This is a genomic window from Rhodococcus sp. T2V (assembly GCF_029269925.1).
Taxonomy (GTDB): Bacteria; Actinomycetota; Actinomycetes; order Mycobacteriales; family Mycobacteriaceae; genus Rhodococcus_F; species Rhodococcus_F koreensis.
Genome location: NZ_JARJBD010000054.1, coordinates 1 through 26,737, shown reverse-complemented (window position 1 = coordinate 26,737; position 26,737 = coordinate 1). Strand labels below are relative to the sequence as shown.

The 26,737-nt window shown below is 64.4% G+C and carries 30 protein-coding genes and 1 pseudogene; 13 read left to right on the top strand and 18 right to left on the bottom strand.

Features of this window, described 5'->3' with window-relative positions:
- The first annotated feature begins 482 nt into the window (after nt 1-482).
- From P3H15_RS34085 to P3H15_RS34075, 3 genes are all read left to right on the top strand, one after another.
- Nucleotides 483-947, top strand: coding sequence for a helix-turn-helix domain-containing protein (locus tag P3H15_RS34085; protein ID WP_276141282.1), 465 nt, complete (start codon nt 483-485; stop codon nt 945-947).
- Complete coding sequence (locus P3H15_RS34080) at nt 944-1,105, top strand: hypothetical protein (protein ID WP_276141281.1); 162 nt, start codon at nt 944-946, stop codon at nt 1,103-1,105. The genes P3H15_RS34085 and P3H15_RS34080 overlap by 4 nt, the downstream gene beginning before the upstream one ends.
- 267 nt (nt 1,106-1,372) lie before the next feature.
- A complete protein-coding gene (locus P3H15_RS34075) occupies nt 1,373-1,786 on the top strand; it encodes a DUF4333 domain-containing protein (protein ID WP_276141280.1) in 414 nt (137 codons plus the stop codon).
- 179 nt (nt 1,787-1,965) lie between these two features.
- Here the strand turns inward: P3H15_RS34075 and P3H15_RS34070 are convergent, their stop codons facing one another.
- Nucleotides 1,966-2,931, bottom strand: coding sequence for a GIY-YIG nuclease family protein (locus tag P3H15_RS34070; RefSeq protein ID WP_276141279.1), 966 nt, complete (start codon nt 2,929-2,931; stop codon nt 1,966-1,968).
- A gap of 352 nt (nt 2,932-3,283) precedes the next feature.
- Here P3H15_RS34070 and P3H15_RS34065 point away from each other — a divergent pair, with 352 nt between their 5' ends.
- Both P3H15_RS34065 and P3H15_RS34060 read left to right on the top strand, forming a co-directional pair.
- Nucleotides 3,284-3,883, top strand: a complete 600-nt coding sequence (locus tag P3H15_RS34065) for a hypothetical protein (protein ID WP_276141278.1) — start codon at nt 3,284-3,286, stop codon at nt 3,881-3,883.
- 40 nt (nt 3,884-3,923) lie between these two features.
- Nucleotides 3,924-4,124 carry a hypothetical protein gene (locus P3H15_RS34060; protein WP_276141277.1) on the top strand — a complete coding sequence of 67 codons (201 nt, stop codon included), beginning with the start codon at nt 3,924-3,926 and terminating at the stop codon, nt 4,122-4,124.
- Between the two features lie 251 nt (nt 4,125-4,375).
- Here the strand turns inward: P3H15_RS34060 and P3H15_RS34055 are convergent, their stop codons facing one another.
- From P3H15_RS34055 to P3H15_RS34030, 6 genes are read right to left on the bottom strand one after another with little or no spacing between them, the layout of a single operon-like run.
- On the bottom strand, nt 4,376-5,839 hold the full coding sequence (locus tag P3H15_RS34055) for a hypothetical protein (protein WP_276141276.1): 1,464 nt from the start codon (nt 5,837-5,839) through the stop codon (nt 4,376-4,378).
- A 33-nt stretch (nt 5,840-5,872) separates the two neighbouring features.
- Entirely contained in the window at nt 5,873-6,469 is a 597-nt protein-coding gene (locus P3H15_RS34050; protein WP_276141275.1) for a hypothetical protein, read from the bottom strand.
- A 17-nt stretch (nt 6,470-6,486) separates the two neighbouring features.
- Nucleotides 6,487-8,118, bottom strand: a complete 1,632-nt coding sequence (locus tag P3H15_RS34045; RefSeq protein WP_276141274.1) for a DUF4407 domain-containing protein — start codon at nt 8,116-8,118, stop codon at nt 6,487-6,489.
- Nucleotides 8,119-8,168: 50 nt separating this feature from the next.
- The gene (locus tag P3H15_RS34040) at nt 8,169-8,759 is read right to left on the bottom strand and encodes a hypothetical protein (RefSeq protein WP_276141273.1); all 591 of its coding nucleotides are present in this window, start codon (nt 8,757-8,759) and stop codon (nt 8,169-8,171) included.
- A gap of 34 nt (nt 8,760-8,793) precedes the next feature.
- Nucleotides 8,794-9,726, bottom strand: coding sequence for a protein phosphatase 2C domain-containing protein (locus tag P3H15_RS34035; protein ID WP_276141272.1), 933 nt, complete (start codon nt 9,724-9,726; stop codon nt 8,794-8,796).
- Nucleotides 9,711-10,679 (bottom strand): VWA domain-containing protein, encoded by a 969-nt coding sequence (locus tag P3H15_RS34030; RefSeq protein ID WP_276141271.1) that lies wholly within the window; start codon nt 10,677-10,679, stop codon nt 9,711-9,713. The genes P3H15_RS34035 and P3H15_RS34030 overlap by 16 nt, the downstream gene beginning before the upstream one ends.
- Nucleotides 10,680-11,266: 587 nt before the next feature.
- Here P3H15_RS34030 and P3H15_RS34025 point away from each other — a divergent pair.
- Nucleotides 11,267-11,926, top strand: coding sequence for an HNH endonuclease (locus tag P3H15_RS34025; RefSeq protein ID WP_276141270.1), 660 nt, complete (start codon nt 11,267-11,269; stop codon nt 11,924-11,926).
- A gap of 305 nt (nt 11,927-12,231) precedes the next feature.
- Here P3H15_RS34025 and P3H15_RS34020 read toward each other — a convergent pair whose 3' ends face one another.
- The 7 genes and pseudogenes from P3H15_RS34020 to P3H15_RS33995 form a co-directional block, all read right to left on the bottom strand.
- Nucleotides 12,232-12,621 (bottom strand): hypothetical protein, encoded by a 390-nt coding sequence (locus P3H15_RS34020; RefSeq protein ID WP_276141269.1) that lies wholly within the window; start codon nt 12,619-12,621, stop codon nt 12,232-12,234.
- Nucleotides 12,622-12,865: 244 nt separating this feature from the next.
- Complete coding sequence (locus P3H15_RS34015) at nt 12,866-13,507, bottom strand: hypothetical protein (RefSeq protein WP_276141268.1); 642 nt, start codon at nt 13,505-13,507, stop codon at nt 12,866-12,868.
- Nucleotides 13,508-13,626: 119 nt separating this feature from the next.
- Nucleotides 13,627-13,698 (bottom strand): annotated as a pseudogene (locus P3H15_RS55850) (DUF2510 domain-containing protein); the annotation flags it as partial.
- Nucleotides 13,699-13,704: 6 nt separating this feature from the next.
- A complete protein-coding gene (locus P3H15_RS34010; protein ID WP_276141267.1) occupies nt 13,705-13,854 on the bottom strand; it encodes a hypothetical protein in 150 nt (49 codons plus the stop codon).
- Nucleotides 13,855-14,162: 308 nt separating this feature from the next.
- Entirely contained in the window at nt 14,163-14,420 is a 258-nt protein-coding gene (locus P3H15_RS34005) for a hypothetical protein (protein ID WP_276141266.1), read from the bottom strand.
- Nucleotides 14,421-14,543: 123 nt separating this feature from the next.
- Nucleotides 14,544-14,723: a hypothetical protein gene (locus P3H15_RS34000; RefSeq protein ID WP_276141265.1), complete on the bottom strand. Its 180-nt coding sequence runs from the start codon at nt 14,721-14,723 to the stop codon at nt 14,544-14,546.
- Nucleotides 14,724-15,572: 849 nt separating this feature from the next.
- Nucleotides 15,573-16,307: a thermonuclease family protein gene (locus P3H15_RS33995; protein WP_276141264.1), complete on the bottom strand. Its 735-nt coding sequence runs from the start codon at nt 16,305-16,307 to the stop codon at nt 15,573-15,575.
- Nucleotides 16,308-17,401: 1,094 nt separating this feature from the next.
- Here P3H15_RS33995 and P3H15_RS33990 point away from each other — a divergent pair.
- Genes P3H15_RS33990 through P3H15_RS33975 form a run of 4 tightly spaced genes read left to right on the top strand, consistent with a single transcriptional unit; the run spans nt 17,402 to nt 20,322 of the window.
- Nucleotides 17,402-17,647 carry a hypothetical protein gene (locus P3H15_RS33990; protein ID WP_276141263.1) on the top strand — a complete coding sequence of 82 codons (246 nt, stop codon included), beginning with the start codon at nt 17,402-17,404 and terminating at the stop codon, nt 17,645-17,647.
- Nucleotides 17,648-17,674: 27 nt separating this feature from the next.
- The gene (locus P3H15_RS33985) at nt 17,675-18,883 is read left to right on the top strand and encodes a PfkB family carbohydrate kinase (RefSeq protein ID WP_276141262.1); all 1,209 of its coding nucleotides are present in this window, start codon (nt 17,675-17,677) and stop codon (nt 18,881-18,883) included.
- Nucleotides 18,884-18,886: 3 nt separating this feature from the next.
- Nucleotides 18,887-19,528 (top strand): 7-cyano-7-deazaguanine synthase, encoded by a 642-nt coding sequence (locus tag P3H15_RS33980; RefSeq protein ID WP_276141261.1) that lies wholly within the window; start codon nt 18,887-18,889, stop codon nt 19,526-19,528.
- Nucleotides 19,529-19,569: 41 nt separating this feature from the next.
- Complete coding sequence (locus P3H15_RS33975; protein WP_276141260.1) at nt 19,570-20,322, top strand: SagB family peptide dehydrogenase; 753 nt, start codon at nt 19,570-19,572, stop codon at nt 20,320-20,322.
- Nucleotides 20,323-20,464: 142 nt separating this feature from the next.
- On the opposite strand, the gene P3H15_RS33970 is transcribed toward P3H15_RS33975, so the two are convergent.
- Nucleotides 20,465-20,941 (bottom strand): hypothetical protein, encoded by a 477-nt coding sequence (locus P3H15_RS33970; RefSeq protein WP_276141259.1) that lies wholly within the window; start codon nt 20,939-20,941, stop codon nt 20,465-20,467.
- A gap of 469 nt (nt 20,942-21,410) precedes the next feature.
- Between P3H15_RS33970 and queD the strand changes: the two genes are divergently transcribed.
- Complete coding sequence (gene queD, locus P3H15_RS33965; protein ID WP_276141258.1) at nt 21,411-21,818, top strand: 6-carboxytetrahydropterin synthase QueD; 408 nt, start codon at nt 21,411-21,413, stop codon at nt 21,816-21,818.
- Entirely contained in the window at nt 21,815-22,576 is a 762-nt protein-coding gene (locus tag P3H15_RS33960; protein WP_276141257.1) for a 7-carboxy-7-deazaguanine synthase QueE, read from the top strand. Before queD ends, P3H15_RS33960 begins: the two co-directional genes overlap by 4 nt.
- A gap of 497 nt (nt 22,577-23,073) precedes the next feature.
- Here P3H15_RS33960 and P3H15_RS33955 read toward each other — a convergent pair whose 3' ends face one another.
- From P3H15_RS33955 to P3H15_RS33945, 3 genes are all read right to left on the bottom strand, one after another.
- A complete protein-coding gene (locus P3H15_RS33955; protein ID WP_276141256.1) occupies nt 23,074-23,901 on the bottom strand; it encodes a hypothetical protein in 828 nt (275 codons plus the stop codon).
- The gene (locus P3H15_RS33950; RefSeq protein WP_276141255.1) at nt 23,879-24,991 is read right to left on the bottom strand and encodes a helix-turn-helix domain-containing protein; all 1,113 of its coding nucleotides are present in this window, start codon (nt 24,989-24,991) and stop codon (nt 23,879-23,881) included. The genes P3H15_RS33955 and P3H15_RS33950 overlap by 23 nt, the downstream gene beginning before the upstream one ends.
- A 391-nt stretch (nt 24,992-25,382) precedes the next feature.
- Nucleotides 25,383-26,063: a hypothetical protein gene (locus P3H15_RS33945; protein WP_276141254.1), complete on the bottom strand. Its 681-nt coding sequence runs from the start codon at nt 26,061-26,063 to the stop codon at nt 25,383-25,385.
- Nucleotides 26,064-26,439: 376 nt separating this feature from the next.
- Between P3H15_RS33945 and P3H15_RS33940 the strand changes: the two genes are divergently transcribed.
- Nucleotides 26,440-26,727: a hypothetical protein gene (locus P3H15_RS33940; protein ID WP_276141253.1), complete on the top strand. Its 288-nt coding sequence runs from the start codon at nt 26,440-26,442 to the stop codon at nt 26,725-26,727.
- Nucleotides 26,728-26,737 lie beyond the last annotated feature (10 nt).

The following is a 26,737-nucleotide window of genomic DNA, read 5'->3' as shown; positions in this document are numbered from 1 at the left end:
CTGTACCGCCGTCGTCGTCGGTATCCCGGACCACGCGGAGACTGCCAACACGGGTGGCCGGGCTTGCCGTCGTAGTGTGGTCAGCGCCGCTCGCTCCCAGACTCGGGCGGTCTCGACCCCGCCGGTCGGTACGCAGTGCGATTCGCGATTGGCCGGCGGGGAAGGGATCAGCGCTGGCACGTCAGTTCGCAGCTATCCACCGGCAGCGCACAGGCGGTAGTGCGCACGCTCGCGCGTCACGTCGTCTGCCGTGGTCGGCTGCGGTTTCAGGGTGCTCACGGCTCCGTGATCTGCCCGGGAGCTCGGTCGGGCCCTTTCGGTCGGGCCCTTTCGGTAGGGCCCTTTCGGTAGGGCCGTTCAGTGTGATCGGCCTCTCGGCGGCGTGGGGTGGCTCGGTCGGGGCTGTGGTGGACGGAGTCGGGCGGGTGTGGGTACCTTGTAGTGGGATGATTCATTGTGAATCACGCGAGGAGGTGCTTGTCGTGGACACCATCGACCACAAGGCTGTCGCCGCACTCGATGCTGCGGCCGCCCGCCGCCGGGTCGCCGACCTCGACGTCCTGCGGGCGGTGGCCGAGGCGAACGCCGCCCACATCACCCAACGGGTCATCCATGAGCACATCGGAATCTCGCAACCGACGATTCACCGCATGCTGCGCACCGTGCTGGAGAACCCGGCCCTGCTCGATCGGACCCCGACCGAGGTCATCGACCGCCGCACCGCCGGCCAGATCAGCGATACCGAGATGATGCAGGTTCTGCTGGACTGGACCTTCACCTTCGGCCGGGTCCCGGTCAGCGGCGACATTTCGGCGGATGCGTACGAGCCCGGTAGCTGGGACGAGATCGAACGCGCCTACTACCGCGGACTGCTGACCGACGACGAGATCGGCCGGCTGATGGAACGCAACAAGGACGCCCTCGAGCAGGCGGCACGGTCTGCGTGAACTCCCCGGATCCGCTGCGCGGCACGGTCGCCGCGCAGCTCGCCGCCATGTCCGTCCCCGGTGGCCCGCTGCACACCAAGTCCGCGACCAGCACGATGATCCGGTTCGCGGTATCCCCGGGCCGGCTGCGGTTCCGCCGCACCGTCATCGACCGGTAGTTGGCACGGGAAACCCCACTGCGCGAGGGACGTTCGGCGATCCTGACCGCCGGTGCACCCGGGGCGGGGAAGAGTACTTTGCTGCGCGACCGTATCCCCGACCTGGACGGGTACCGGAGCCCCTGTGGCGGGGGAGTATGCGCGCGCCTGTATCGGCTGCATAAGATTCCTGCCGTGAAGAGAGTCGGCAGTGTGTTCATGATCGTCGTGGCAATGTCCGCGGTCGGATGTGCATCACGGGTGACTCCGACACCCTCACCGGTTCCCATGGAGTCGACACAGCTCGTCAACCAACTCGTTCCCGCTCGTCATGAAGGCTGCGATACGTTCGGGCGCGCGCTTCTCGGGTACCTCGCCAGCGGGAACAACAACGGAGACCCGTTCTTGGACCAGGAATATGCCGATGACGTCGGCTTGCCGGGACCGCAAGCGCGCGCACAGGTCGACGCAGAAATCGAAGCCTGCGACGAACGCTTCGACGACATCGCTCCAGGTGTGACGAAGGTACTCACGCAGTCCTACGGAGCGGCGAGCGTCAGCAAGGTGAGCTGCCCTGAGGACCGGGTCCCCCATGAAGGCGTCACACTCGTATGCGCGGTCGACATCCAAGGCACGGCGAAAACAGTCTCGGTCACATACACAGATAACGAGGGCACGTACGAAGTGAGCCGACCGAACTAGAAGCCCCGACGTCACGCGCTGTCACGATGGCTGTCCTCGAGTTGGGCACGATGTTCGGCGGGCACAGCAGCAGAATCTGTCGGATGCACGGTCGGCCCAACGCAATGTCGCTCGTTTGGCTGACACTGCGAGAAGAATTATTTGACCCGACGCTGACGGCCAGTCCCTGTGTGGTCGTGTCATCCGACCGCGTTCTCGTCCGCGTCCGCTGTGGAGAACGCGGTCGTCTCTACGCCCTGGTTCTGCCAGCTTCCGTAGTTCATATTGCTGTCGGGGATCCTCCAGTCGGTGCGGCCGTTGACAGCTCGGCCCAAGATGACCGCTCCGGCGGCGCTTGGGCTGCCGAAGACCTGCGCACGCGTGAAGTGCATCATGATTCCATCATCTGACATGGCGATCGTGCCGTCTTGCAGGAGTTTCTCGCGCAGCCGCCGGTATCCCTCATGCTGCGTGGCGGTCCATTGGGTTCGGGTCTGGGAGCCCGCCAATACCGTGAACTCCCCGTCGATCTCTCGTGCCTTCGCCAGGAGCCCTTCTTTTTTCAGGTGCAACTCGAATACCGGCGACATCTGACGCCGGGAGTCCAGGTCGAACAGGCCTGGCGATCCAGCGTCCACTGATGGCGCCGACCGAAAGATATTGATGCCCAGTACCGGCAGAACGATCTTGGCCTGAGCGATGTAATACTCCATGTCCGATACGTCGGCCTCGGGCAACGCCAGCGGTGGGGGTGTGGTGGCGTTTGTCAGCGTCGCCCGACTTGCCTGCAGGGCGAGGGCGATGAAGCGGCTCTCCAGATAGCGGGCGTGCGCTTTCGTCAGGTTCGCATCTTTGCTGGTCAGCACGATCGCACGGTCCCAGAAGTCCTTGCCGCCTTGATCGCCGGGCCGCGCATGGTGATACAGACGTCTGCTGACGTCGTCGCCCTCGCCGATGTAGGCGATCAGCCCACCGACGCTGGCCGGGTCCTCGCCGACCAGGATGTAGATCCCGGTGCGGCTGGTCTCCGGACGTTTCAGCAGTTCGGCCAGGTCGGAGCGTGGTGCGGCCACCACATGACCGGTCCAGTTCATGATCTCGGCCGTCAACAGGCCGCCGGGTGTTCCGTCGGCCAGGAACAACCGCACCGACTTTCCGGCGCTCACGCCATCTCCTCAGTCACCTGGAAAGTTTCCACGATCGATCTGAGCGAGCGTCGCCGGGTCTGCCCAGGAGTTCCACATGAATCGAGTGTCATTCATCCGAATGACACTCGCGCAGCGTGCTTGCCGGCCCTCCGCGGGTCGGTGATGGCGAGTTGCTCAGGTGGGCCGGGGGGCGTGAACTGCGATGCACAGCAAATCCAGCATCGGTGGCAAGGCCGGTGTGCCGATCAGGTCGATAGGAACCGGCATGGTCGGCGTGTCCCGATATGATCCCGGGGCAGAGGAAGCCGAGCCACCAGCTTGACGTCCGCGATGATGATTCCAGGGATTGGGCGGTGCGGTGGTAACACAGGTGAGAAGTTCGGCTTTGGGCTCGGTGAACCTTCCGGGCTACATCGTCGCCGGACTCGCGAGCGTCGCGATCATCATCGGCAGCATTGCACCCTGGGTGTCCTCGTGGTTCATCTCGGTTCCCGGAACCCAGTCGGTCGGGAAGTTCACCTTGGCGTTGGGTGGAATCGCAGCGGTGGCGTTGCTGATCAAGGCCGCCACGCCGAGGCGCTGGCCGTTGGTCGTGGCTGTGGTGATGGGCATTTTATGCCTGGTCATTGCTGTTGTCGCGCTGGTCAAAGCATCCAGTCTCATCCCCGCCGACGATCTACGGGACGGCACAGTGTCGGTCGGATGGGGACTGTGGATGACCCTCGTCGGCGCCGTTCTCTTGGTGGTAGGAAGTCTCGTCGCGGAGATGGTGGCCTCCCCCCTCGCCTTCTCCGAGACAGACTCCACCGGTTCAGGATTCGCAGCCCGTAACGCCCCTGTCCCCGATGACCCCGCAGATTGGGCCGACACGGCGAGCTCGGCGCTGCTTATCGTCGCAGTAATATTCGGCGGCCTAGTTGCTGGCGTCGTCATGCTGGATCTGCTGTTCGGGGTAACACTGCTGCCCTGAGCGGGTGGCTGATATAGGAGACAGTCGACGGGGACTGGCAATGACCCGACAGGGCGTCCTGACGGTGATCAAGGGAAAGGTCCTGATCGCGATGGGTGTCGGTGGCACCTGGGGTGCTCGGAAGTCCGCCGTCGAGGGCGTCTGTGCCCGCCGCGGCGCATGGGCCACCGCGGACGAGCCGCCGACGATTGTCGACTCCGATGGTCCGGCCTGGTACCGGCACTCGCCGTCACCAAGATGACCGGCACACAACGCCGAGTTGTCGGCACGCCACGATGTGCGCCCGCACGGTGTCGGCACGTTCTCGACCATCGCGGAGATCCGCACTGTTTCCCTCCCCTCAGAACCCGGTCAACGATCCACCGTCAGCGGGGCCAACAGCGCGCGCCTCCATCCGAGCAACGGCAGCGGCACCACGGTGCCGGGAAATTGTCGGCGCGAACGTGGAGGAGGACGATGCCGGGAACGTGTTCGGTGCGGGAGGTGGCGCCGTCAGTCGGGCGCGGTGGAACGGTGGGACGCGACAGTTGATGACCGAGGGATGAGGGCTTGTTGCTCAGCGGTGGACATGGCTGCGTCGAGTAGACGGGTGAATCGTTTCTCGTCGAGCATCAGCCCTGAGAACTGTGGAATGAGAAATGTGGAGTCGTTCAGGGTTGGTGGCAGGGGAGGGGGAGCGACATGGGAGAGCAGATCGTCAACCCAGTGCAGGTCGCGTCCTGGGTCGACGACGTGCGCCAGTTGGTCGATGTCGATGCCGATGATCGCGCGGCTGATCTGTCCGATGGCGGGCACGCCGACCCATTCCACGCGTGGGGGTTCGACGGCGTAGACGATGTCACTGATGTACTCGGATGTTCCGTGTGAGTTGGTTGCGGTCAGCACGAACTGGCCGGAACTGGGAAGGGCGACACGCAGTTCGTTCGGTGCGCTGACGCCGATGCGGCGTCGCTCGCCCGTGGGGGTGGTGAGTTCGAGTGCTTGGTGGCCTTCGACGTCCCATTCGACGGTGACGTTCTGTCCGACGAGGGCGTGGGGTGGGGTGACCGTCAGCCGGGTGATCTTCGGTGGCTGGATCAACGCGGTGTAGCGATCGAAGAAGTACCGGTACCACTGGTGGGCGGTGGGCCGGTTGGCGGCGTCTGTGCCGAGGCCGGCGGCGAACATCTGCATCCCTGCGACGTCGACCTTCCCCGGCAGTGCTTGCAGCTGCGGGTCCACTCGGAGGGCTGAACCCAGAATGTTGTACAGCAACCGCGCGAGCTTGAACCGGTCGGTGTTGAGGTTCTGGGTGAAGTGCGGTCCCGATGTTTTCGCCTCGGGGGGCCGCATGCCGGGGGAGGTGGCTTGACGGACCGCGGGTGACTGTCCTTCGATCCTGACGGGGTCCATGTCGATCAGCAGGATCGGAGTGACCCGTGATTCGCTGTAGAGGATGTTGGTCAGACTGAGGTCCCCGTAGACGATGTTGCGGTGATGGAGGAAGTGGAAGACGCGTGCCACCCACGCGCAGTACCACAGGCGCTGCACCAGGTTGTTCTCGTCGATGACGACGGAGGCTCCGTTGCGGCGGGAGTGGTCGGGGTGGGCGAGCCAGTCGATGGAACGCATCACGGTCGTTTTGGCGTTGACTTGCGCAATCGAGGTCTCGACGAACTCGGAGGGGACCAGGCGCATCAGGTAGCCGACGACGGTTCCGTTCGGCGATGTGACGGTGTCGAGGGGCCAGGTCGTCAGCTCGTCGAGCAGCCGGCGGTCGGTCGGGTCGAGTTGGCGCCGGTACCGGACGAGGACTGCGAGATTCGCGAGTTCGTCGGCGTGGGCGTTCTTGAACTCTTTGAAGGCGCAGATAGGTTCGGGCACGAGACCGTGAGGTGTGTCGACTTCGTGGACGGTCCCGAACCCACCGGAGCCGAGCTCACGGCGGATCTTCAGTGCTGCGTGATCGATCGGCATCTGTGTGTCCACCGTTCCGTTGATGTCGGCGAGCTACCGGACTGCATATCCGAGACCGCTGAGCAGAGATCCCATACCGTCCGAAACCCAGCTATGGGCGTCGCCGGTGTCGGCGAGCACGACATCCTGGAGGAAGCGCACACACACGTCTCTCAGACGGTTGGGGCTGGCACTCGGGTCCGACACGGTTCGGTTCGCGGTCCAGGCGGTGTGGGCGGCGAGGTAGTGGTTGTCGGCCCCGTCGCCGATGATCCACAGCAGCACCGGCCAGGTTCCGCCGTCTGCGGGTGGAGTGGGGATCGAATCGGCCCGGGCGACAACGATGCGGAGTCCGTCGGAGGATGCCGAATCGGCTGGTTGTCCGGTCACGGGTGCGCCGTGGGCGCCGTTGAAGTGCTGTCGGTGCAGGGTTTCCCAACTGTTGCGTGTGCTGTCGAACGACGCAGAGCGGTCCGCTGTGATCACGAGACGGAACACGTCGGCGAGGAACGGCTGGGTGCGAATGTGGTTGGACAGCGCCTGCAGGGCTGGTCCGAGTAGGTCGGTCGCACCGTCTTGGTCCGAGTGCTCGATGATCAGCTCGACCGATCTCGGTTGGTCCACTTCGATGTTGAACACGGGCATTGACATGTCGCTCTCCTCTCGGATCAGACGTCCGTGGGGTCCGGCAAGCCGTAGGTTGTCGACGTGCGGGGGCCACTGGCGTAGCCGGCACCCGGGCGAGGACCTGTCTCCGTGGCGGTCGGTCCGTTCCCCGGCGTCGTTGCGGGTCCGGGGGCTCCGGCGTGTCGACTGGTGGGTGCCGATCCGGGTGAACCGCCATGGCTGTTTCCGTATGGTGCACCAGGCCCGTGACCTGGTGCCGGGATGCCGGACACCGATGCTCCGGCGCTTCCGATCAGGACCGGTGGGGTGGCCGTGGTGGCCAAACTCGCGGCCCACGAATCGAGTTGGTCCTCCGCGGCGATCTTGGCATGTTCTCGCCACCGCGCCAATGCCGCCTCGATGACCTCGGTCTGGTGTTCGACGACCGCGTCGTTGATCTTCAAGATGGTGTGCTGTTGTTTGTCGATGCGGTCCTTTTCGGCCGCCATCTCCGCATCGTCCCTGAGTTCGTGGCGCTTCTTCATGGCGCCGATATCGGCGGTCGCCGCCGCGGCCTCGGCGCTTTCGAGTTCATCGAGAACTTCGTCGTACTTCGTGGGTGTTCCGAAACCGGCCAGGACTTTGAAGATGACCGGCAGAAGTTCCAGCGCGATGAACATCGCCCACACCGTGTATCGGGCCATCGCCACGGTCGCATCACTGCCGACGAGGTCGCTGAGTGCCTTCATCCGCGCGATGATGCCGCCGTTGGCCTGTTCTAGTTGATAGCTGGTGTCCTGGGACGAGGCGATCTGCTCACGCAGTTGGGTGACCTTCTGTTCCACGTTGGGCAGTTCCTGCTCCGCGTCGTCGATGCGGCGCTGACTCTCGTCGAGAAGGTTGCCCTGCAGGGTTTGTGCGACCCGGTCCTTCTCCTGCCTCTTGCCGTCGATCGCGGTGACCGTCTGCTGCCATCGGGCCATGGCCTCGTCGGCAAGACGCTTCTTCTCGACGCAGATGGCCGCGCAGCCGGCGATGCCGGTACCGCCGGTGCCCTCCTCTTCGGCGAGCGCGAGCGCCCGTGCCGTGTCGTACTCGGACTTCTGCTTGTCGCCGGTCTTCTGCAGCGCGTCGATCTCGGCTTGGACCGCTTGTACCTGTGGATGCGCCGCCGGATCGGCGGTCGGCCCGGCGTTGATCAGTGCCCGCAGTTCCCCGGCCTTCTGCTCCGCGGCCGAGAGGTCCGCGGCCGCGGTCGAACTATTGATCTCGGTGCGCAACTGTTCCTGGGCTGTGAGGATGTTGCGATTGAGCTGCGCTTCAATTTCCGACTCGAAGATCTTCAGCATCAGGGGTGTCGAGATCACGGCTCCGAGTATGAGAGCCAACGCCACGCGCGGAACGGCCAGGGCAACAAGTTTCTTGCCCTGCTTTTCATGCGCCATACCGATGATGAGCATGCGGTCGAGGTTGAGGATCGCCAGACCCCACACCAGGGCGGCGATGATCGTCACCGGCCAGCTGCCCGTGACACCGGTGACGTGCAGCGCGTAGCCGGCCGAGATCGCCGCGAAGGCGGCGGTGGTCAACAGGACCGCACCCATCGCGGCTTGCCGCGGTACCTGGCCGGGCAACTTCTCGAGGACATCGAGACGGGCGCCGGTGAGACGAGCGAGAAAGAGGGAGGGCGTCATCTGCTTCTACTTGTTTCGAGGAATGGAACCAGCGGACGAGCGAGGGGACATCACCCTCGGGCCGTCGGCCGAACGTGCCACATCAGGGCCAACGGGAGTGCAGCGACGAGCAGGGTCAGCCCCAACACCGTCGGAAAGGCCGCGCGCATCTGCCACAACCTGAGGTACCCCACACTGGAGTAACAGGGCCATGCAATCGCCGAGTTCGTCCAATACTGGGTTGCAGAACACCCCCAATAGGAGGGGACGGTAGGCGAATCACCATAGATCGCAGGAGGAATCGTCTGGTCGACGTCCGGTGCGCGGGCTTCGACCGCGGAGATCGTCGGTGCCGCCATGGCCCGCAGATCGTTCGCGAAGAATGCTTGCGCGATCGGGAACGACACGACGATCCCCAACGCCACAACCGCTCCATACAGTTGCAGTCGGAACGATCTGGCGCTGCGTTCGGACCGTGCAACGGCCTCACGGCCACCGACCACGATGCGGTGCCACCGCGGATACCGGTAGATCCCCCATGCTACCGCGAGGACCGCAAGTGGCTTCCACACGACGCTGCCGAGGGCACCGAGAGCCACCACCGGGATCGACGCGACCACCGCCGTGCATGCAGCGACCGGATCGACGAGGGTCGACCTCAACCGACCGCAGGCACGCTGTACCTGTCGACGGTGGTCAGGGGCGCGGAGACCAGATCGCGATTCCGGTCCGGTCATCGAACAGCCCTCGCTTTCCGAACGAAGCCTGGGCCGCGAAGTTCAACGCGGTCGGCGGCGAAGCCCACTGGTCTCCGAGAGTGCGCGCGACCTGGTTGGTTCCATCGCCCAGCGCATCACCGATGCCGTCCGAGCACAGCAGCAGAACGGCGGCGGATTCGAGCGTGACCTGCAACGGCTCGACGGCGGTGTGCGTGGAGATGGGCAGCGCGGAGGTGGTGGTGCTCGTGACGTCGGTGGAGGGGGTTTTGCCGCCCAGCAACGCACTCCACGACGCAGGCGCACCCGGACTGCGATCTGTTCGGCCCAGCCAGAGTGACGAGTCTCCGACGCCGGCACAGGTCACTGTCCAGTTGTCCGCAGCAGCGGTGTCGATGACCGCGACCAGTGCCGTTGTCGCCATCAGGTTCCGAACGTCGGCGAGGGTGCCATCCTTCACGCCGTGTCTCCGGGCCATGGCATTCACGTGTTCGGAGGCATCACGGAACAAGCCAGTCCAGAACGGCTCGGACACCTCCAGATCGACGCCGACAACTTCGTCAACCAGAAAGTCCGCCGCTGCCGCCGCGGCGACGTGAGAGTGCGGTGCGCTGCCCACTCCATCGCAGACCGCGACCACCAGCCGGCCCGTGCCGGCGCAGTACCGCACCGCATACGCGTCCTGCCGGACGGACCCGTCGTACCGGTGCGACAGACCGCGAACGGAGGCAGCGCGAACGGCCCACCCCCCGAAATCGAATGCATCGCAGACCGTGTCCGGCGGCGCGGGTTCGGCTGAGGGCTCGTTTCCGCCGATCTCCCCATAGGATCGACCTGGATCGCCGATCGTGTAGGGCTCGGGCAACGCGGGCAGGTCGTCGGCCAGCGCGTCCTGGCTCACACGGTGTCCCATGCGGGAGCTTGCTGCAGGACGTCTTCCGTTCCGGCCTTCTCCAGGGTGATCTTGGGGGAGCCGTCGGCAGCGGATTGGGTGGAGCTGACGACCGACTGCACGACGATCTTCGCGATCGCCGCGATCGAATCGGCGCGTGTCATCCCCTGCTTCGCAATGAAGTAGAAGCTCTCATTGCGGCGCTTCGGGTGCGTGGTGTATGCGAGATTCGCCGCGTTCGCATCACCGAAGCCGAACGGAATGATATTCGGATACGGCGTGGCGGACACCAGGTCGTTGAATGCGCGCTGCCACTCCGCGTCGTCTTCGGTGGGATACCCGTCGGTGACGAAGAAGACCATCGGTCGATACACCGTCGAGTGCTTGGCCTTCAGCGCCGGAACATCCGCTGCAATCTGCCGGCGGAGCGCATCGAACGCGGCAGCGAAGGAGGTCGCGCCCCGCGTCTCGAGGATGGTGCCGCTGCCGATGAGCGTGTCACGCGCCAGATCCATCATCGGAATATCCACTCGCGCCGAGTCGCTGAAGCTCATCACCGACACGCGCGCGATGTCCGCAAGAATCGGACTGCGCAGGATCTGATCCTTCAGATCACGCAATGCCTGATTGAGCGCTCCCATCTCGTCCTCCATGGAGTACGAGACATCGAAGAGCAGGTAGAACGGTGCGACGGGTGCTTCGTCGACCTCCACCTGGGCCGGCGCGAATCCCGTCGCGTGCGCGGAAAACGGCTGCGTGGCCGAATCCGGCGCGCCATACGGCTGCGGCGGAGACGGGTATGAAAATCCCCCCGGGTCAGTCATTTCCGTCTGTCCTTCTGTTCGGTGGAAGCACTTCTCTATAGCTGCTGGCGACGGCGCCGTTACAACCCCGCGCAACGGGCACGATTTGCCCTGCTCCGCAGAGTCTAAGCAGCCCAGCCGAAGCCGAATAACCGTGACCGGCAGATTCATTCACCTGAATGACAGGCCGCGCAGGCCTCGCGAGATGCCACCGACAGGGACCTGCCGTCGGTCAGGTGACCGACGGGGCGACGTCGCCATCGACTCGGCCACGTACGTCAGGGCCGTGGGGAAGGCCAGGTCGCCGACCTCGGATATGCTCCCCGCGCCGGAGGAGTGTGACTCACTCGGGCTGAACACACTGATGGCCCGCCCCGCGGCCGCTGAGGATGAGGACAGTGACGAACAGCGCAAATTACCAGTGGTCCGGTGGCGCACACAGCATGCCGCCCGGAGGCGAGTCCCCCCGTAGGGGCGGCTGCCGTCGGTGTGGCGAGCGAACCAAGTTGTTCCGCACATACTGTCCGAACTGCCAACCCTTCGTCCGGCGCATCCTCGCCGAGTACGCCGATGCCGCGAAGCAGGTTCTTGACCGGTCAGGACCACTGAGTCCCGAGTGGGACAACCTGCAGCGGTGGTTGAGCGGATCAGGGGTTCCCCCTGAGGAAGCGACAACGTCGATCGCTCGCGAAGCGTCGGCGTGGCTGAACCGACTTGTCGTTGACATATGCGCCGACGGAATCGTCACTGATCGTGAGATGCACACCTTCGCCAGGGCGACGGCAATACTGAACCTTCCCGACCGACAGGTCGCTCCCCTCAGGCAACAGCTGGCACGTGAACAGACGCTCGGCGCCATCCGGCAGGGCGCACTTCCGAACATTGCAGTGTCGGGTCTGCACCTCCATTCTGGGGAGATCTGCCACATGATCGTTGGTGCGACACGGTGGCGTGACCTCAAATCCGGGCCGCAAGCAACCCCGGGGCAATTCGGTGTCACCAACCGACGGGTCCTGTTCATCGCTCCGCAACACGGCGGCGAGGTACCGCTGTCGAAGCTTCAGCGAGTGTCGTACTTCGATCCCCGGACGATCCTCTTGGAGGCGACCAGCAGGTCATTGAGCGGCCGATTCACCGTCGAAGACGCTGAGTACGCCGCGCTCATCGTCGACATCGCGCTGCGGATCGACCGCCGCCAATTGTTCCCCGGCCAGGCCGGCCAGCGATCGCGACACGTCCCGCCACACGTCCGCAACGCGGTGTTCCAGCGGGACGGGGGACGGTGTCAACAGTGCAGCGCAACCGAGTACCTCGAGTTCGACCACATCATTCCCCACTCGATGGGAGGGTCGAACGACGCCAACAATATTCAACTCCTCTGCCGCCGCTGCAATCTCGCGAAGGGCGCTCGTATATGAGCCCGCCTACAGCGCACCGGCGTTTCGTCGAGCCCGCTGTCTCTCCAACCCGAGTAACAGCGGGTTAGGCCAAGAGTAGACGCGCCAGTGTCATTCGTACGGTATACGCGAGCGCGTGGTTCCGCGCTGATCCGCGGAGGACCGTGCCGGTGGACGGTCATCAGAACCCCGAACCGCGGCTGTGATGACACGGTGCAAAGTCATCGACGGAGGTCCGAGAAACACTCGACCTCCGCATCATGCGATGGGTGCATGATGCGGAGGTCAGGTCTAACCGTGGGTGTGACCGGATTTGCGCTCCGGAACTACGCGGGTGCGTGCTGGGTGGCGCGGCTGGAGTAGATATCGACGAGAATGTTGATGCGGCGCTGCAGGTACCGGGTGTGCGAGCCGAACCAGAACGGCGCCCACAGCCAGGTGACGACCGGGGACACCCGAGTCGAGGACCCGGCCTGGGTGTGGGCCTGGTTGAGGCGCTTGGCAGTCCGGGACAGGCCGATGAGCCCATAGATGGGGATCAGCTGGGACCACCACCGGGTCCAGCCTTCGCGGCTGACGCCGGCGGTGGCGGCCAGTTCCCCGCCGATGCGGTCGTACCAGACCAGGTAGTAGATGCCGAAGGTGATGACGGTGAGCCACCACAGCCCCCAGGCTCCTTGCTTGCGAATCGTCGACGGCGGTTGAACAGTGGTCACGGGTTCCCCCTTGATGTGAAGTTCTTCGAGACTGCCCGACACGGCCACGCTGTGGTGCGGCGGTGTCGGCGATCGAGAGTCGTCACCCCGGATCAGACCACGTAGTCCGGAGCGGCGGTATAGATCAAATGACTGTATTTGCAGGTACCGCAATCGGGTTGAAGGGGGTTGTTGTTTCGAGCTTTCGGCTTGGCAGCCTTCCTCGGACCGGGCGACGCACAGATCTCATCCGGTGCGCAGGCTTTCAGTATCCGACGCCGGCGCAGAGTTTTGGGTCGGTGATGTAGCCGGCTTCGCAGCCGTTGCGGGTTTGTATCTCCCCTGAGGTGGGTTCTTCGCCGCATCGGGTGCCGCATCGGTCGGCGCCGATGACTGGGGTTCCGTCGGGCCAGTAGCAGCCGCTGTCGTAGCAGGAGTATCCGCGATCGGAGGTGGTGCCCACGGGTGCGCGGGTGACGGCGTCGGGGTCGGGGTAGCTGCCGCCCGTGTAGGGGTTGCGGCAGGTCACGCCGTCGCAGTCGAAGGTGTTGGCTTCGCGTTCTTGGCGGAGGTACTCGTCGCCGCCGAGCTGGTCGAAGCACCATTGTGAGAAGGCGAGGGTGCCGTCGCTGAATCGTGCCGGTCCGGGTGTGCCTTCGAGGCATTCGACGATGTACGGCTCCTCGTTCACCGGTTCGATGGGTGCGTCGGTGGTGACGGGCACGGCGGTGGTGGTCTCCTGCGGCGGGGGCGGTGCGTCGAGTGTGGTGGACGCCGGGACCGCGGTGGTCGTTGCCGGCGGCGTCGTGGCGGAGGCCGGCGCCGGCTGGCTTGTCTTGTCGCCGCTGCCACATCCGGTCAACATCAGGGCGCCAGCGAACACCCAGACCGCCAGATGTCGTGTCATGAGGGTTCCTTCCGGTAACGACGGCATCTCGTGCGTCGTCCAGACGCGATTGTCGCTCGGTTTCAGGCGGTTGCATCGTCCGTACTGGGCCTGTCCGCGGCGGGACGCTCTGTTGCGGGTTATCGGCTCTGCACGTGGTCGGTCCAGTGGTGGCCGTCGTGCCAGCGGATCAACCGTGCATCTGCGGTGTCGGGATATCAGCCCGGCGGCACCGGGTGAGCGGTCGTCGCCTTGCTGCCGGACTTGACCGCCCGCACGATCAGCAGGATGACGCCGATGATGATCGCGAGTATCACGGCCAACGCGGCGCATACGATCAGCCAGTGCCACGGACTCATTGCTCCCATGTCGTGAGTATGGGCCCCGGAGCCGGTGGCGGAGCTAGACACGACAGGGGCGGACCGAAGTTCCTTCACGCGAACGACAGCTGCGCCCGGAGCGCGGTAATATCACCCGTCACACGCGACGTCGGCGGCTGTGGCCTCACTTGAGCGCTCGACAGGCCATGGGGACGGCCTCCGCGATTCGGTGAGAACGGAAGCGGCGGCTGGGATCGCGCGGTTCACCATTCGCGGACCGATGGCCGTGACGGTATGCGGTTGCCTCGGTGGGTGGGTGTCGGTTGCCGACGACCGCCGGGCGTGGGCTGCCCGGTTCAACGCATGGAAACGAGAACGATGACGGCAGTCAGCACGACGGCGACCAGTTCGATGGCTCCGAGGATCAGTGCGGAAACGGCCAGGCCGGAGCCGGTTTCGTGGTCGCGCCCGGCGGTCTCGACGTAACCGATTGCTCCGAATACCATTGCCGGGAGGAACAATCCGGTCAGGGCGCAGAACAGTGCCACGATCGCGCAGATGTTGGTGCGCTCGGGCGCCTCGATGCTGAGGTCGGTCTCGTCGAATGTCACCACGGGCAAATTCCTCGCATTCATTGGTGGAAAAAACGTGGACGGGTCGGGCCACTGAGCCCTCGACGCAACCGGTCACGCTGTCCTGCGTGAACTGGGTGCCGGAGTCGCAGCGGAGGAAGCTGTTCACGGTGAGGTGGTTGGTGGGTGTCTCAGGTACTCGTGGCGGACGATGGCGGTGGCACTGACCGCCCACGCACCGAGCCCGATGACGGACATGGTGGGTGACCATGTGGTTGCTGTCAGGGAGAGGCAGTACACCCCGGTCGCCGTGACGAGGCCGGTGGCGGTGATCGGTGGTGTCATCGTTCCCGTTTCGCTTGTGGCTCTGCGCGATGTGCTTTCGATTGTGTCAGAGCATCGGTGTCGTCATGCGGCGGGATCGTGTGTTTGCTGGGGTTTGCTGCTATGACTTCTGGATGCGAGTTCTGGCGGTGGCGGCGTTGGTCGCCGGAATTGTGTGCGTTCTGGTGGGGTCGTGGCGGTGGGCGGCCGGGTGGATAGTGGCCGGTCTGATCCTGGGTCGTGTTGCGCGTACACAGGCCGCGAAGCGGCGTGCGGCGGGTGTCGAGCCGTCGCGCCCATTCCTCGAGTTGTTCGGTGGTTGGGGAGAGTAGCCGCCATCGCGCCGGGGATTGGGGTTGACGTTACGTCCGCGCCGCGGAGTGGTGCCCCGATGCGCTTGCCCTGTGTCGTTCATGTGAATGACACAGGGGCGCGGGGGGAGTTCACGAATCGCGCACCACCGATTCGGAGGAGTTGGTGTTTGGGGTGGTGGGGTGGGTGTCCGAGTGGACTTCGTTGAGTTTGCATCTACCGGAGCGGCGGGATTTCCGTTCCGCGTCCTGGGCCACCCGGTCTCAACTGTTGAAGGATATGGATGGCGGGTGGGCCGGTGCGTGGCTGAGCGCCACGCCGGACGGCAGTTGTCGGTGGCCGGCGCCGTGGACATGCTGTCACCCCGCTCGTGAAGGTCGGCCGAGTCCGGAGCGGGTATCGACGGGCGGATCGGCGTGTTCGTAAACGAGCACGAACGCGAAGTGGGGCGCACCTTTATGGTAGGTGCGCCCCACTGCCGGTGTTCGGGTCGAGCGAGCCGGTCATGCGGTACGGCGTGACTGCTCGACCGTCACCACCTGGCGGCCGGGGAGCTGGTTAGCTTGCGGCTTTCCATCGGTTGCGTCCGTCGGAGCCGGGTGCGCAGACCATGGGTGTTCCGGTGCTGGTGACGCCGGTGCCGCCGCTGCAGAAGGCGCCGGGTTTGACGACGTTCCCCGAGGGTGCTGGGTTCGGTGCCGGGGTGGGCGGTGTTGGTGCGGGGCGAGATTGCGGTGCCGGCGCGGGACTCGGTGCCGGGGTTCCGCCGTCGCAGGTCCACAGTCCGCGGTCGGCGGCGCGGGCGGCGGCTTCGGCTTCGATCAACCGGTCCGAGGTGCGCAGGTAGTCGACGGTGTAGGCGCGGGCGGCTCCTTCGCGGGCGGCCTTGATGGCGTAGTCGCCGTCCATGTCGTTGTCGAGCGCGACGTAACGGTTGACCTGGCCCGCGCTATCGGTGTCGGGTTGCGTCGGCTCCGGGTTGAGTTGGATTGCCCGGCCGAGGAGGTGATCCTTCGCGAACTGGGTCGATTGTGCTGCCCAGCAGTCCGGGCCTTCGGGGGCGTCGATGCCGAGGACGGACACGGTGAGCGTCTCACCGCTGGTGGGGTGTCGGGTGACGATGGTGTCTCCATCGACGACCTCGACGACCTGGGTGACGCCCTCGATCGTGTAGGGGTTGGCCGGTCCGGCCGCCGCCGGCGATGCCGCTGCGCCCAGGGCGACGAGGGCGGCGGCACCGACGAGGACCGCTCGCGCGGCCCGGGCGGGCATCGTTGTCGATCTGCTGTGCACGTGAATTCTCCTGATGTGAATGGACGACTCTCGGACCGTGGCTCGATCGCGGTCCGGGCGTCGGTGTGGCCTTTGGGCAGTGCTGAGACCTACGCGGCATCAACGGTGGACGCGAACATCGGTGTGGTGATCAAAGGTTCGGGGTAGTCGAACGCCCGCAGTGCTGGCCTCGATCATTGTTGCCCGTTGCGCCACCAAGCCGCGGCCGCCTCGGCCGGAGGTGTTGGCTGCTGATACGTGTCCGGGGGTTGTTGGCCGTCAAGAGTGGTGTGGTCGCCCATCGATATGTCCTTCGGATCCAAATGATGCGGTATGGCGGACATAGGCAGCTGATTGTTTGCTCAGGAACCCCCCCGGAAAATAGATACCAGACGAACCGGACGTAACAGATACTGTGGGTCGGTTCTCCGGAGGTATGGGCCGCCGAGGGTTTCCCTTGAGCTTTCACAGCAGCCCTTCCTCGGGCTATCCGATCCGCCCGGACCGACCCTCTGGGGGGAGTCGACACCGCGAGGCCCAGAATTTCGTCTGTCTGTCGGGCCAGGCGTCGGGTGAGTGTACTGAGAGTCAGAGAATCCCGGCACGCCGCTGCACCCGTACTGCGGTTGTTGACGGCGCCGGTGGCCGGTCACACGATTTCCTGAATGGTCGAAATATGCGACGGCGCGCGACGTCGCATGACCGTAGCGAGTGTCATTCACACAGCTGACAGTTCGCTGTGTTGTTGCTAGCGGGCTGCGCGGGCAGGTCGCTCTTCCAGCTATCGGGAGTGTCCGTGGGGAAACGAACCGGTTAGTATCCGCATCTAGTGTGACCGCCGCCGAAAGTCGCGATTGAGGATTGACGCGGCGCGTTGCTGAACTTGAGGCCGGCTCTGTCCGGGTCGAAATTTCAGTCATTCAGCACGTGTGGTCGTGTGGATTGCTTTTGAGTGGAGGAGGTTTGTGATGAGTGGTGGCGGTGGCTCAGGGGAGTTCGTAGCCAGTCCGTGGGCGAGTGCTCCAGGATCTAGTGCGATTGGCGGTGGAGGTGACGATGGTGCGTCGGGTCGGAGGTCCTGTGAAACCCTGACTTTTAGAGCACGATTGAGGAACGTGGACGCAGATGAACTGACGCACGTCTCGGTTGGTGACGTGCTGAAGGTGGAGTACCGAACGGACCCGTCGCCGACGGTCGGGGTCTTTCGGGTCCTGTCGGGCGGCGTGTTGTCGTCGACGCAGCTGGGCGCGCTGTCGGAGCGCCTGAGTGAGCTGCTGCCATGTCTGCAGCAGCTCGACTTCGTGGCGGTCGTCGAAAAGGTCGCCGGCGGCGACACACGGGTAACGGTGCGGCCGGAATGAGTCGGCCGGGAGGGAGGGTGTAAGCGGATGAGGATTATCGGCGGTACATATCGGGAACAGTGCGCGTTTCCGAGTCATCATGAGCTAACGGGTTCGGGGATGCGCGCGGCGGCGGCGCTCGCTGGCTCGGGCGTCGAGGTTCTGTTGACGTCGGCAATTCATCAGTCCGAGCAGATCGAGGCGGACGTGGTCGCGGCAACCTACGGTGTGACCGCGAACTGGCTGATGCGGACGCGTAGTGTCTCGTTCTCATACTTCACACCATTGAACGCGCCCGTCATCAGTGGCATCGGATCGCGTCTACAGCAGGACATAGATGAGTCAGACGATGTGGTCTTGGCGTTCGGGATGATTGAGTCTGGACACGTGAAGGTGGCGGGACGGCGGGTGGTGGTCGACCCGCAGCGCCCGCGGAACCTGACGGAGGAGGACCTCCCGGCCGTGTCCGCGGACGAGCAGGCGTGGACCTTGAACGAGCGAGAGGTACGGCAGCTTACGGGCATTGACGATGTTCGTGAGGGTGCGAAGCGGCTGATCGCGGACAGGGACTTGTCGGTGGTGGTGACCAAGCGCGGGCCACGGGGCGCCTTGGTGACGACCGCGGGGTATCAGCAGACTGTTGGTGCATGTGTCACCGAGTCAGTGTTCCCTATTGGCTCGGGTGACGTTTATGCGTCTGCGTTCGCCTGGGCGTGGGGTAATGCAGGCGCAGATCCCGTCGAGGCAGCAACCATCGCGTCGAACGCGGCGGCGCAGTGGTGCGAGACGCGGAACTACCCGATCCCAATGGATGTGCTCGACGGCAGCGTGACGCGGGATGTCGTGCCACCAGCAGGTTCTGGGCTCGTATATCTGGCAGGGCCGTTCTTCAACCTGCAACAGCGCTGGTTGGTTGACGTGGTCAAGGATGCCTTGTCACCTGGGGTGTGGTCACCCTCGCACGAGGTGGGTCCTGGCGGTCTGGAAGTTGCAAAGAAGGACCTGGAAGGCCTCGAGCATTGCGATTCGATTTTGGCACTGTTGGACGATAACGATCCCGGCACGTTGTTTGAGGCGGGATATGCCACGAAGATGGGTATCCCCGTGGTGACTTACGCCGAGAACTTGGACGCGGAGGGTGCAAAGATGCTCATCGGCTCAGGAGCTCAACATTTCACCGACTTGTCGACCGCGGTCTACAAAGCGCAATGGGCGGCAGCAACCCGGGCCGCTGAACGCGCCCCGGCCGAGGAGTGACTGGTGGGAATCCCGACGATTTCGGACCATGCGCTGCTTCTCTTGTCCGGCGGACATGACTCGATCGCACTCGCGGCTTGGCTGCGTCCCGCCGCTTGCTTGACGATTGATTACGGCCAACGGCCGGTCGAGGGCGAAATGCGCTCCGCCCAAGCGGTCGCGCAGGCACTAGATCTCGCATGGCATTCATTCCGAGTCGACCTGACACCGGTTGGATCCGGACTACTGCACGACGGAACAGCTTTGAATCCAGACACTGGTCATTCGGTGGAGGGTGCGCCAAGCCCGGAGTGGTGGCCATATCGGAACCAGCTGTTGGTGTCGCTGGCGGCCGCATGGGCCTTGGGCCGAGGTTTCGACGAGATTCTGGTTGGATCGGTTGGCCCAGACGGCGTTCGGCACAAGGATGGAACCGCCGCCTTTTACACGAAGCTCGATGAGGTGGTCGCGTACCAGGAAGGCGGCCTCCGAGTAGTCGCGCCAGCGATCGAGATGTCGACGGTCGAGCTCATCGAGGCCAGCGGCGTAGGTGACAACATCCTCGGTTTCGCGCACTCGTGTCACGTGGGAGCGTACCCGTGTGGAACGTGCCCCGGGTGTCGCAAGCACGACGATGTCATCGCGAGGACCGGGCGCTTCAAATGATTGGGACTTCGGATGGCGGGCAGAATTTTGGCGGGGTTCCGGTGTCCGACATCGCGGCCGCAAGCTACGCGGAAGCTTCTCAGATGCGCCCGGCACCGAACCCGGTGTTCGGTGCACGCTCGACAGATCTTCCGATTCCGGATGCATTGCAGGTCGTCGACATCGCAGATCTGCTCCCCGCCTCGCCCAAGACCGCGATTTTCTCCGAGGTGTTAGCGCGCCGTCGCAGCGTCCGCTCCTATGACTCCCTCGATGCTGCGGACCTTGCAGCGCTCCTCGATATGGTGTTCGCGTTGCAGGGGTTCGCGACAGCCGATGACGGCGCGGTACGCCGGTTCCGTCCCGTGCCGTCTGCGGGCGCCCGGCATCCGCTCGTGCCTGTAGTGCTTATCGAGAACGTTGCAGGGATCGATAGGGGGCTGTGGCGTTTCGACGCGGATGGTCGGCGTCTGTTCCAAATCCGGACCGCTGGTAGTCATCTCGATGACTACTGGACGAGCAACTGCGCGGCGGGTGCGTTTGCTCAGCGTCCGCCGGCCATAGCGGTCCTTACGGCGAGGTTTGACTCGACCTTGGCCAGATATCCGATGGGATCGGCGTTGGTGTGGCGTGACGCTGGAGTGGCATTGGGCTCGCTACATCTCGCGGCAGCGAGTCTCGGTCTCGGGTCGTGCATTCTCGGGACTGCCGGCGTCTTCGACGCTGACGTGCTCGCCGCGTGTGGGCTATGTGGGAACCTCGTCGGCGATGTCGGAGCGCTGGCGGTGGGGTCCATCGGCGGGGACAACCGGTAGTCCCCTTCTTGTGCCGTCCGCGAAGGCGACGAAGCTTTTGGAGTCTACGTCCGAATCATCCATGGATGGGATGGCAGACGCTCTCCGTCGAAAAGTGAATGATCCGAGACGTCAAGTCCTACAATTCAAACAAGTATTCCACTTACCTGTCAGACGACCCGGAAACAATGGCGCTGCCGGAGACTATCGCCCGCCCTTGACCACCGAGACTAGAGAGCAATCTCCATATCGCTGCATCCAGATCGGCCGCTGACACCGCCCCGTACGAAGCCCAGGTGAGGAAGGCGTCCTCAAATTTCTGGTAGTCGCGTGGCAAGATCCAACTGGGACAAAAAAGGCCCGCGGCAACGCCCGCTCGACGAATATGAACATCGATGATCGCGACGGCATCGCTGTCGCGATAGTTGCGAACCACCCACGACGCTGTTTTTGGGCCTACACCTGGCAACCTCAGGAGGTTGTCACGAAGCTCAGTGTCACTCAACCCTCCAACCTCGTCCTCCCATGTGCCGAAATGCGCAAGTGCGGCGGCCAAACGGCGCGGGCGCTGCTGGTGGAACCGGTAGCGAGCCCAGCGGCCTGCCCCGAGCTTGAGCGGTGCGGCCAGGACCGCGGTCATGGCGGCTACCGCCAAGTCTTCATCTAAGTATGAGTCGATCAGACCGGCGTCTCGGAGCGCCTCGAATGCAGCGTTCCCGACGGGTCCTGGAACGCCATACCCGCCAAGCATGCAGGCCGCGATTTCTTGGCGGAGGTTCCGGCCGAGGCGATGACAGCCAACTTCGGTGGGGAACTCGATTGCTTGCTGGACCCAGAACGAGGCCGTGCCGAGCTGCCACTCCTCACCCCAAGGGGCTGGTCTGCAGCAGTCGCAGACGGTTGGCACACGATTAGCGAAGCTGCCGGGAATGGCAACTTCTGGCGGGCGGGCGGGGGCGGTCAAGGTCGAGAGAGCCACCTCACTATCCTTTCATGGGTGCTCGGCCGTTCGCAGGCGACCTGCGCACCTTCCACGCCGCTGGCCCAGAGGAGTTCCCGATGCGAACGTGATTCGGGTTGCGCCTCACCGGCGAGGCAGAATGAGCGGCATGGACGAGGATCTGTTCGACTCGAATGCCCTGACCGACCGACGGTTTCTCACCTCAGTGACCCGGCGATTCTCGTTCGAGGCGGCGCATCAGCTTCCGTGGCACACCGGCAAGTGCGCAAAGCTACACGGACACAGTTACCTACTCGACGTGACCGTATCCGGACCTCTGACATCGGACGGAATCGTCACCGATTTTAGTGATCTCAAGGCGGCAGTCACGAAGCATGTTCTCGACGAATACGACCACGCGCACTTGAACGATTTCCTCTCGAATCCGACCGCCGAGCTTATCGCTGCCGACATCGCCAATCGTCTGCTTGAGGCAGGCCTCACGGTCACCAAGGTCACCGTGCACGAAACGGCCTCGTGTTCGGCAACGGTCCGAGTTGTTGGGCCTGACCAATGACCGATCCGATCGACCAGGACTTCCGACCTGCTCAGTCGGCCTTGCGTATTGTGGAAATTTTCGGACCAACTCTCCAGGGTGAGGGGGCGAGTGTCGGACTGGCCGCGCACTTTCTTCGCCTCGCTGGATGCAACCTCTCTTGCGTGTGGTGCGATACCGCGTTCAGCTGGGATCCGGCTCAGGAGGACCCTGAACGCCCACCCACAACTATGACGACGGGAGAGATCCTGGAACGACTCGAACCACGCGTCTTCAATCCAGAGGGTCCGGTTCCGGCGGTCCGGCGCTTGGTCATCACAGGCGGTGAACCGCTCCTTCAGGCAAGCGCGCTCACTGACTTGTGCGAGGAACTCCGGGAGTTCGGCTGGTTCATCGAGATAGAAACATCCGGTAGCGTTTTACCTGGTCCATTGACGGAGCTGATCGACCAGTACAACGTGTCGCCAAAGCTCCAACACAGCGGCGTCGCGGAGCGAGCCCGCCTTCGGCACTCCGTCCTCAACGAGTTCGCAGCGATGGCGTCCGTGGTATTCAAGTTCGTCGTCCAAAAGCCTGAGGATCTGGACGAGATCGACGAACTGCTCAAGACGCTGTCGCGGCCGGTCCATCCAGCGCGCGTGTTCGTGATGCCGGAAGGCATGACGGCGGACATCATCTTGGAGGGGAGCAGGTTGCTCGTGGACAAGGTCGTTGCCCGCGGCTGGGGCCTGACTCCGCGCTGGCATACGCTGCTGTGGAATGACGAACGAGGCCGCTGACCGCGGCGTCTAGCTTCCGTGACACCTATGCGGCGGCGAAGATCGTGCCCACATGCCGCCGGAGATCGTATCCATCAACGAGTTGAAGGCAACACCCTCAACTGGCCGTCCCGACCTCTCCGATGACATTCTGACGTGGCTGTCGGAAGCCGTGCTGTGGGGTGACTGAGGGTGCGGCGCGGTCGGCGGGGGTGGTTGATGGTGGCTGATCACGGACCGTGCCGAGGTGACCCCGTTGTCTCCGGGCATGCGGGAGCGGGAGGGTGTCGGTGGCGTGGGTGAAGCGGACGTGTGGTGAGCAGTTCGGTGAATTGCTTGGGTCAATTTGTGGCGCTGCTGAACGCTTTCACCTGCTCGCTGGGCTGATCGTCCAGACCTTCGTGAGGGGGTCGTGGTGATCGCTACTGCACGCGATCAAGCCACGGCTACCCACCGTCGCAGCTCCGCGCGAGGTCGCCGTCCGGGAATCAATGACAACGACCGGTGTCGGGCCCGCGCTAATCGGCGAGGGTGTCCAATAGTTCGGTGGCCAGTAGTGCGGCGTTGATCGAGACCTGGGCGGGATTACCGACGCCCTCTTCGGCTTTGCCGGCCATGTCGGCTCCGGTCGCGGACGCGTTGCCGAACATTTCGGGTAGCCAGTCGAGGGCGTGTTCGGTGGTGGTGGCGCTGATCGGGTCGGCGAGGAGTCGGCGGAAGGCGTCGGCGAGGTGGTCGGGTTCGGAGGCGACGAGCATGCGGTAGATGTCGTGGGCGTCCTTGTTCTGCAGGCGCCCGGGGTCGCCGAGGCGTTCGTGGATCTTGTGGATCTTGGCGACCAGGAGCGCGGCGGTACCGGCGACCCGAACGTCGTAGGCCCGGTGATCACTACTGTCGAGGGCGGTGATGGTCATGACGGTGTTGTCGACGACGCAGCCTTCGAGGCCGGTGGCGATCCGCATCGCGTTCTTGGCGTGCGGTGGCAGCCGTGGTGAGCGCCCGGTGGGGCTGGTCCGGTTGGACAGGGCGGACGGGACCATCAGGTCGACGGGGATGCCGTGCCGGTTGACCCACGCGCCGGGTTGCCCGTTGGTGTTCAGGTAGAACCCGGCACCGGTCATGGCGTCCTCGAGGTGCGGGTCATCCCGGAGGTTGCGCGGGTTGACTGCGAGGTCGCTGTCCTTCGTCGACTCGGCCAACGCGACGACGGCGGCCCCGCTGCGCAGGTACACCGCCTGCGCGCCGATCACGATCAGCGCGTCACGGTGCTCGTCGAGGGCGTGCAGGGCGTCGAGGAGTGCGCTGCGTGCTTGGACGAGGAGGTTATCGCCGCCAGGCTGATTCATGTGCCTGCATCCATCCTATGAGTTCTTCGCCTTCAGCCGGGTTGCGGCCGGGCCCGGACAGCAGGTCGACGGCTACCTGCTCGATCGCGGCGATCGTGTACCCGTCCTCGGCGCGGGAGGTGTTCTCGAAAACGACCGAGTATTCCGGTTCACCGAGAATCACGTTCGCCGCTTCCGCGGTGTCGGGGTCGACCGGGTGCAGGCGCCACTTCCGTGCCGCCTCGTCCAGGTTGTCGGTGTAGATGAACGCGGCCCGCGCCGGCGCGTACGGCGCCCATTCGGCCGCGGCGACGGATCCGGTGACCGCATACCGGAACCCTGGGACTTTGTCTTTCGCAAGCCGTTTCAGCAGTGCCGGGACACCGCGGGGGTCGATTAACTGATATGTCTGGGTGTTGTCGACGAAACTGTAGTCCCGGCTCCACCGCCGGAGCAGCTGCGGCCAGTCGGTGACCTCGAACCGCTTGTCGGCGGTCCGGGAGACCAACTCTTCTTCCTGCAGGAGTTCCAGAACCCGGTAGGTGGCACCGGTGGAGACCCCCGACCGTGCGACGAGTTCCCGCGCCGACCAGGGTCCTTGCTCCCGGGTCAGGGTGCGGATGAGTCTGGCGGCGGGCTCACCCTTGAGCGTCGCCCGGGGCCGGCCCGGGCCCCGGAACGGGTCCTGGCTCGCGCCCCGGTCGCGCAGGACCATCGCCGGCCGGCGCGCGGTGACCATCACATTGCCGGTGGCATCGATGTACGACAGGCTGCGCTCCCGCAGCAGCTCTTGCAGGGGAGGGGAGATGTACCGCGCCATCACCAAACCCTGGCCAGGGGTGTCGTCGGCGGCATTGCCGAGCCGCCCCACCACCACGCCTATGTCCCGCCGGTTCAGTACGCGTTTGACCTCGACAAGGAAATCGGCGGCGTCACCGTCCGGAGGCGTGATGCGAAGGCGGCCATCCGCGCGCGCCGGGGCCGACCGTGACCCCCGTGCCGATGGGTTGGTGAACGCCTCGGACCGTACGTCCCAGTCCTCCGGCAACAGGCCCCGCAGCAGCTCGGTGCATTGCCGCAAGATGGCACGCTCGCTCGTGGTCGCAGTCATCACATCACCTCCTCTGTTCGGAATAATACAGTATTCCGCTGCATATCGGACGGATGTAATTTCACGAACAGGATCACGGTTCCATGGCCTGGCACAAATGTTCGGGATATCAGCTTGTTCCGATGCACACCGGAATGGATGCATTCTCTGCACTTCAGGGGATGCGAGGCAGAAGGGGAGCGATTGCCCTCGACCGGAATCAACCACCTGGCAAGTACGGCCGATTCGGTCGATGGTCAGCTTCCCGAGAAGGTGGTTCCTTCGTCTTCTCGGATGGGCGACGCCGTGGACACGAGACGGACCGGCCCTAATGGTGCTTCCATCACTCCGTCGCGGTCGGTTGAGATTCATGTGTCGAGTGGGCGTGCTGTCACCGTTCAGGGAAGCAGGGCTAGAAGGTGTAGCACTTGGGGTACTGGCGTTGGGCGAACTCGAGTTGTTCCTCGATGAGGCTGCCGTTGGGGTTGAAGTTGATGTTTCCGAGGTAGCAGCGGGTGTGGGTGGTGTCGTTCCCGGGGGCGTCCGGTGTGGCGGATCTGCAGGTGTCACCGCCGGCTCGTTGTGTGAGTACGCCGCCGATCTGCCCGCACGCTGCGGCTTCTTTTTCTGCTAGGGCAGCTTGGCGGGCGGCGCTGGTTGTCGCGGCGGCGCTTTGTGATGCTGCGCGGGAGGTTTGCGCTTCTTGTTCGTCGAGGGTGTTGTCGCAGCGTTCTATGGCTGCATCCGCGATGGCACGTGCTTGTGGGAGTGGAAGGCCGACGTCGGCGGCGTAGTGCTGGTCATACCAGGGGTTGCCGTCGTTGTCGCCGGTCTCGAGGTAGTGAAGTAGCTCGGGTCCGAAGTCGCAGGAGTCGTGCCGGGCGTTGACGAGTCCCTCGGGCGATGTGTACGGGGCAGTAGTAGGGGTGAATGACACAATCGGGTCACCGGGGCACGAGAAGATCGGTGTCCCAGGGCCGCAAGTCTTCGTCGGGGCAGAAATCTGTGTCGCATCGTCAGGGTGCGAGCAGGATGTCGCGAGCGCGGCGGCGACGCCTATGGCCACGGTGAGAAGGGTGGTCTTCCAGTTCATCTCGTCATCCTTGCAGGCCTGCGCGGTTCACCCCGGCCAGGACAGAGAGGGCATCCGTGAAGACACAACGAATCCAAAGGTCCTAACGCGGCAACCGCGAGCGGTAAAACTAACCGCACAGCAGTTGGACTGCTCGTTCAGCTGTTTCCGCGTTCAGGCCAGGCGGGCGGCCGCACCGCGGACGTTCTGTCGGAGGTGGCGCTGGTTTGAGGCAGTCACCGCTGACTCTCATGCACTGAGAGGTCTGGTGTCATTCGCATGAATGGCACTGAGGTGCAGGATGACTGACTCATCACCGTGGTCCGGGGTGTCTTGGCCGCGGTGTCGGACCGGTCGGTGATACTGGGCATTCTGTGTGAGTGCGAGAGGGGTGGGCGTGTCTCCGAGTGATGGTGAGCCGGTCGGGGTGTTGGAGTGGTCGGAATCGGTGGCGTTGGCGGCGATGCAGGTGTCGTTGATGCTGTCGGATATGGGCGCGACGAACTCCGACAAGTCCGTGGCCGTCAAGGCAGGGGTGCTCGATAATGCGGTGGCGGGCTTCAGCGAGGTGGCGGCGGAGGATCGGCCGGACCGCCCGGAGTGGCTGACACCACTGGTGGTGGACATGGACACCCTGGAGGGGGGTTCCCCCTCGAGTGTGGACATCGTGAACACTGGGTCGTGAGGTCCCAGAG

Bases quoted from the DNA above. Each gene is read 5' to 3' on its own strand.
- P3H15_RS33985 (WP_276141262.1), top strand. From the start codon at position 17,675: ATGAGGATTATCGGCGGTACATATCGGGAACAGTGCGCGTTTCCGAGT.
- P3H15_RS34000 (WP_276141265.1), bottom strand. From the start codon at position 14,723: ATGACACCACCGATCACCGCCACCGGCCTCGTCACGGCGACCGGGGTG.
- P3H15_RS33945 (WP_276141254.1), bottom strand. From the start codon at position 26,063: ATGAACTGGAAGACCACCCTTCTCACCGTGGCCATAGGCGTCGCCGCC.
- P3H15_RS34030 (WP_276141271.1), bottom strand. From the start codon at position 10,679: ATGAATCTGCCGGTCACGGTTATTCGGCTTCGGCTGGGCTGCTTAGAC.
- P3H15_RS34050 (WP_276141275.1), bottom strand. From the start codon at position 6,469: ATGTCAATGCCCGTGTTCAACATCGAAGTGGACCAACCGAGATCGGTC.
- P3H15_RS33970 (WP_276141259.1), bottom strand. From the start codon at position 20,941: ATGACCGCGGTCCTGGCCGCACCGCTCAAGCTCGGGGCAGGCCGCTGG.
- P3H15_RS34025 (WP_276141270.1), top strand. From the start codon at position 11,267: ATGCACACCTTCGCCAGGGCGACGGCAATACTGAACCTTCCCGACCGA.
- P3H15_RS34075 (WP_276141280.1), top strand. From the start codon at position 1,373: ATGGAGTCGACACAGCTCGTCAACCAACTCGTTCCCGCTCGTCATGAA.
- P3H15_RS33955 (WP_276141256.1), bottom strand. From the start codon at position 23,901: ATGAATCAGCCTGGCGGCGATAACCTCCTCGTCCAAGCACGCAGCGCA.
- P3H15_RS34060 (WP_276141277.1), top strand. From the start codon at position 3,924: ATGACCCGACAGGGCGTCCTGACGGTGATCAAGGGAAAGGTCCTGATC.
- P3H15_RS34015 (WP_276141268.1), bottom strand. From the start codon at position 13,507: ATGACACGACATCTGGCGGTCTGGGTGTTCGCTGGCGCCCTGATGTTG.
- P3H15_RS33960 (WP_276141257.1), top strand. From the start codon at position 21,815: ATGACCGATCCGATCGACCAGGACTTCCGACCTGCTCAGTCGGCCTTG.
- P3H15_RS34055 (WP_276141276.1), bottom strand. From the start codon at position 5,839: ATGCCGATCGATCACGCAGCACTGAAGATCCGCCGTGAGCTCGGCTCC.
- P3H15_RS34045 (WP_276141274.1), bottom strand. From the start codon at position 8,118: ATGACGCCCTCCCTCTTTCTCGCTCGTCTCACCGGCGCCCGTCTCGAT.
- P3H15_RS34035 (WP_276141272.1), bottom strand. From the start codon at position 9,726: ATGGGACACCGTGTGAGCCAGGACGCGCTGGCCGACGACCTGCCCGCG.
- P3H15_RS34010 (WP_276141267.1), bottom strand. From the start codon at position 13,854: ATGGGAGCAATGAGTCCGTGGCACTGGCTGATCGTATGCGCCGCGTTG.
- queD (WP_276141258.1), top strand. From the start codon at position 21,411: ATGGACGAGGATCTGTTCGACTCGAATGCCCTGACCGACCGACGGTTT.
- P3H15_RS33950 (WP_276141255.1), bottom strand. From the start codon at position 24,991: ATGACTGCGACCACGAGCGAGCGTGCCATCTTGCGGCAATGCACCGAG.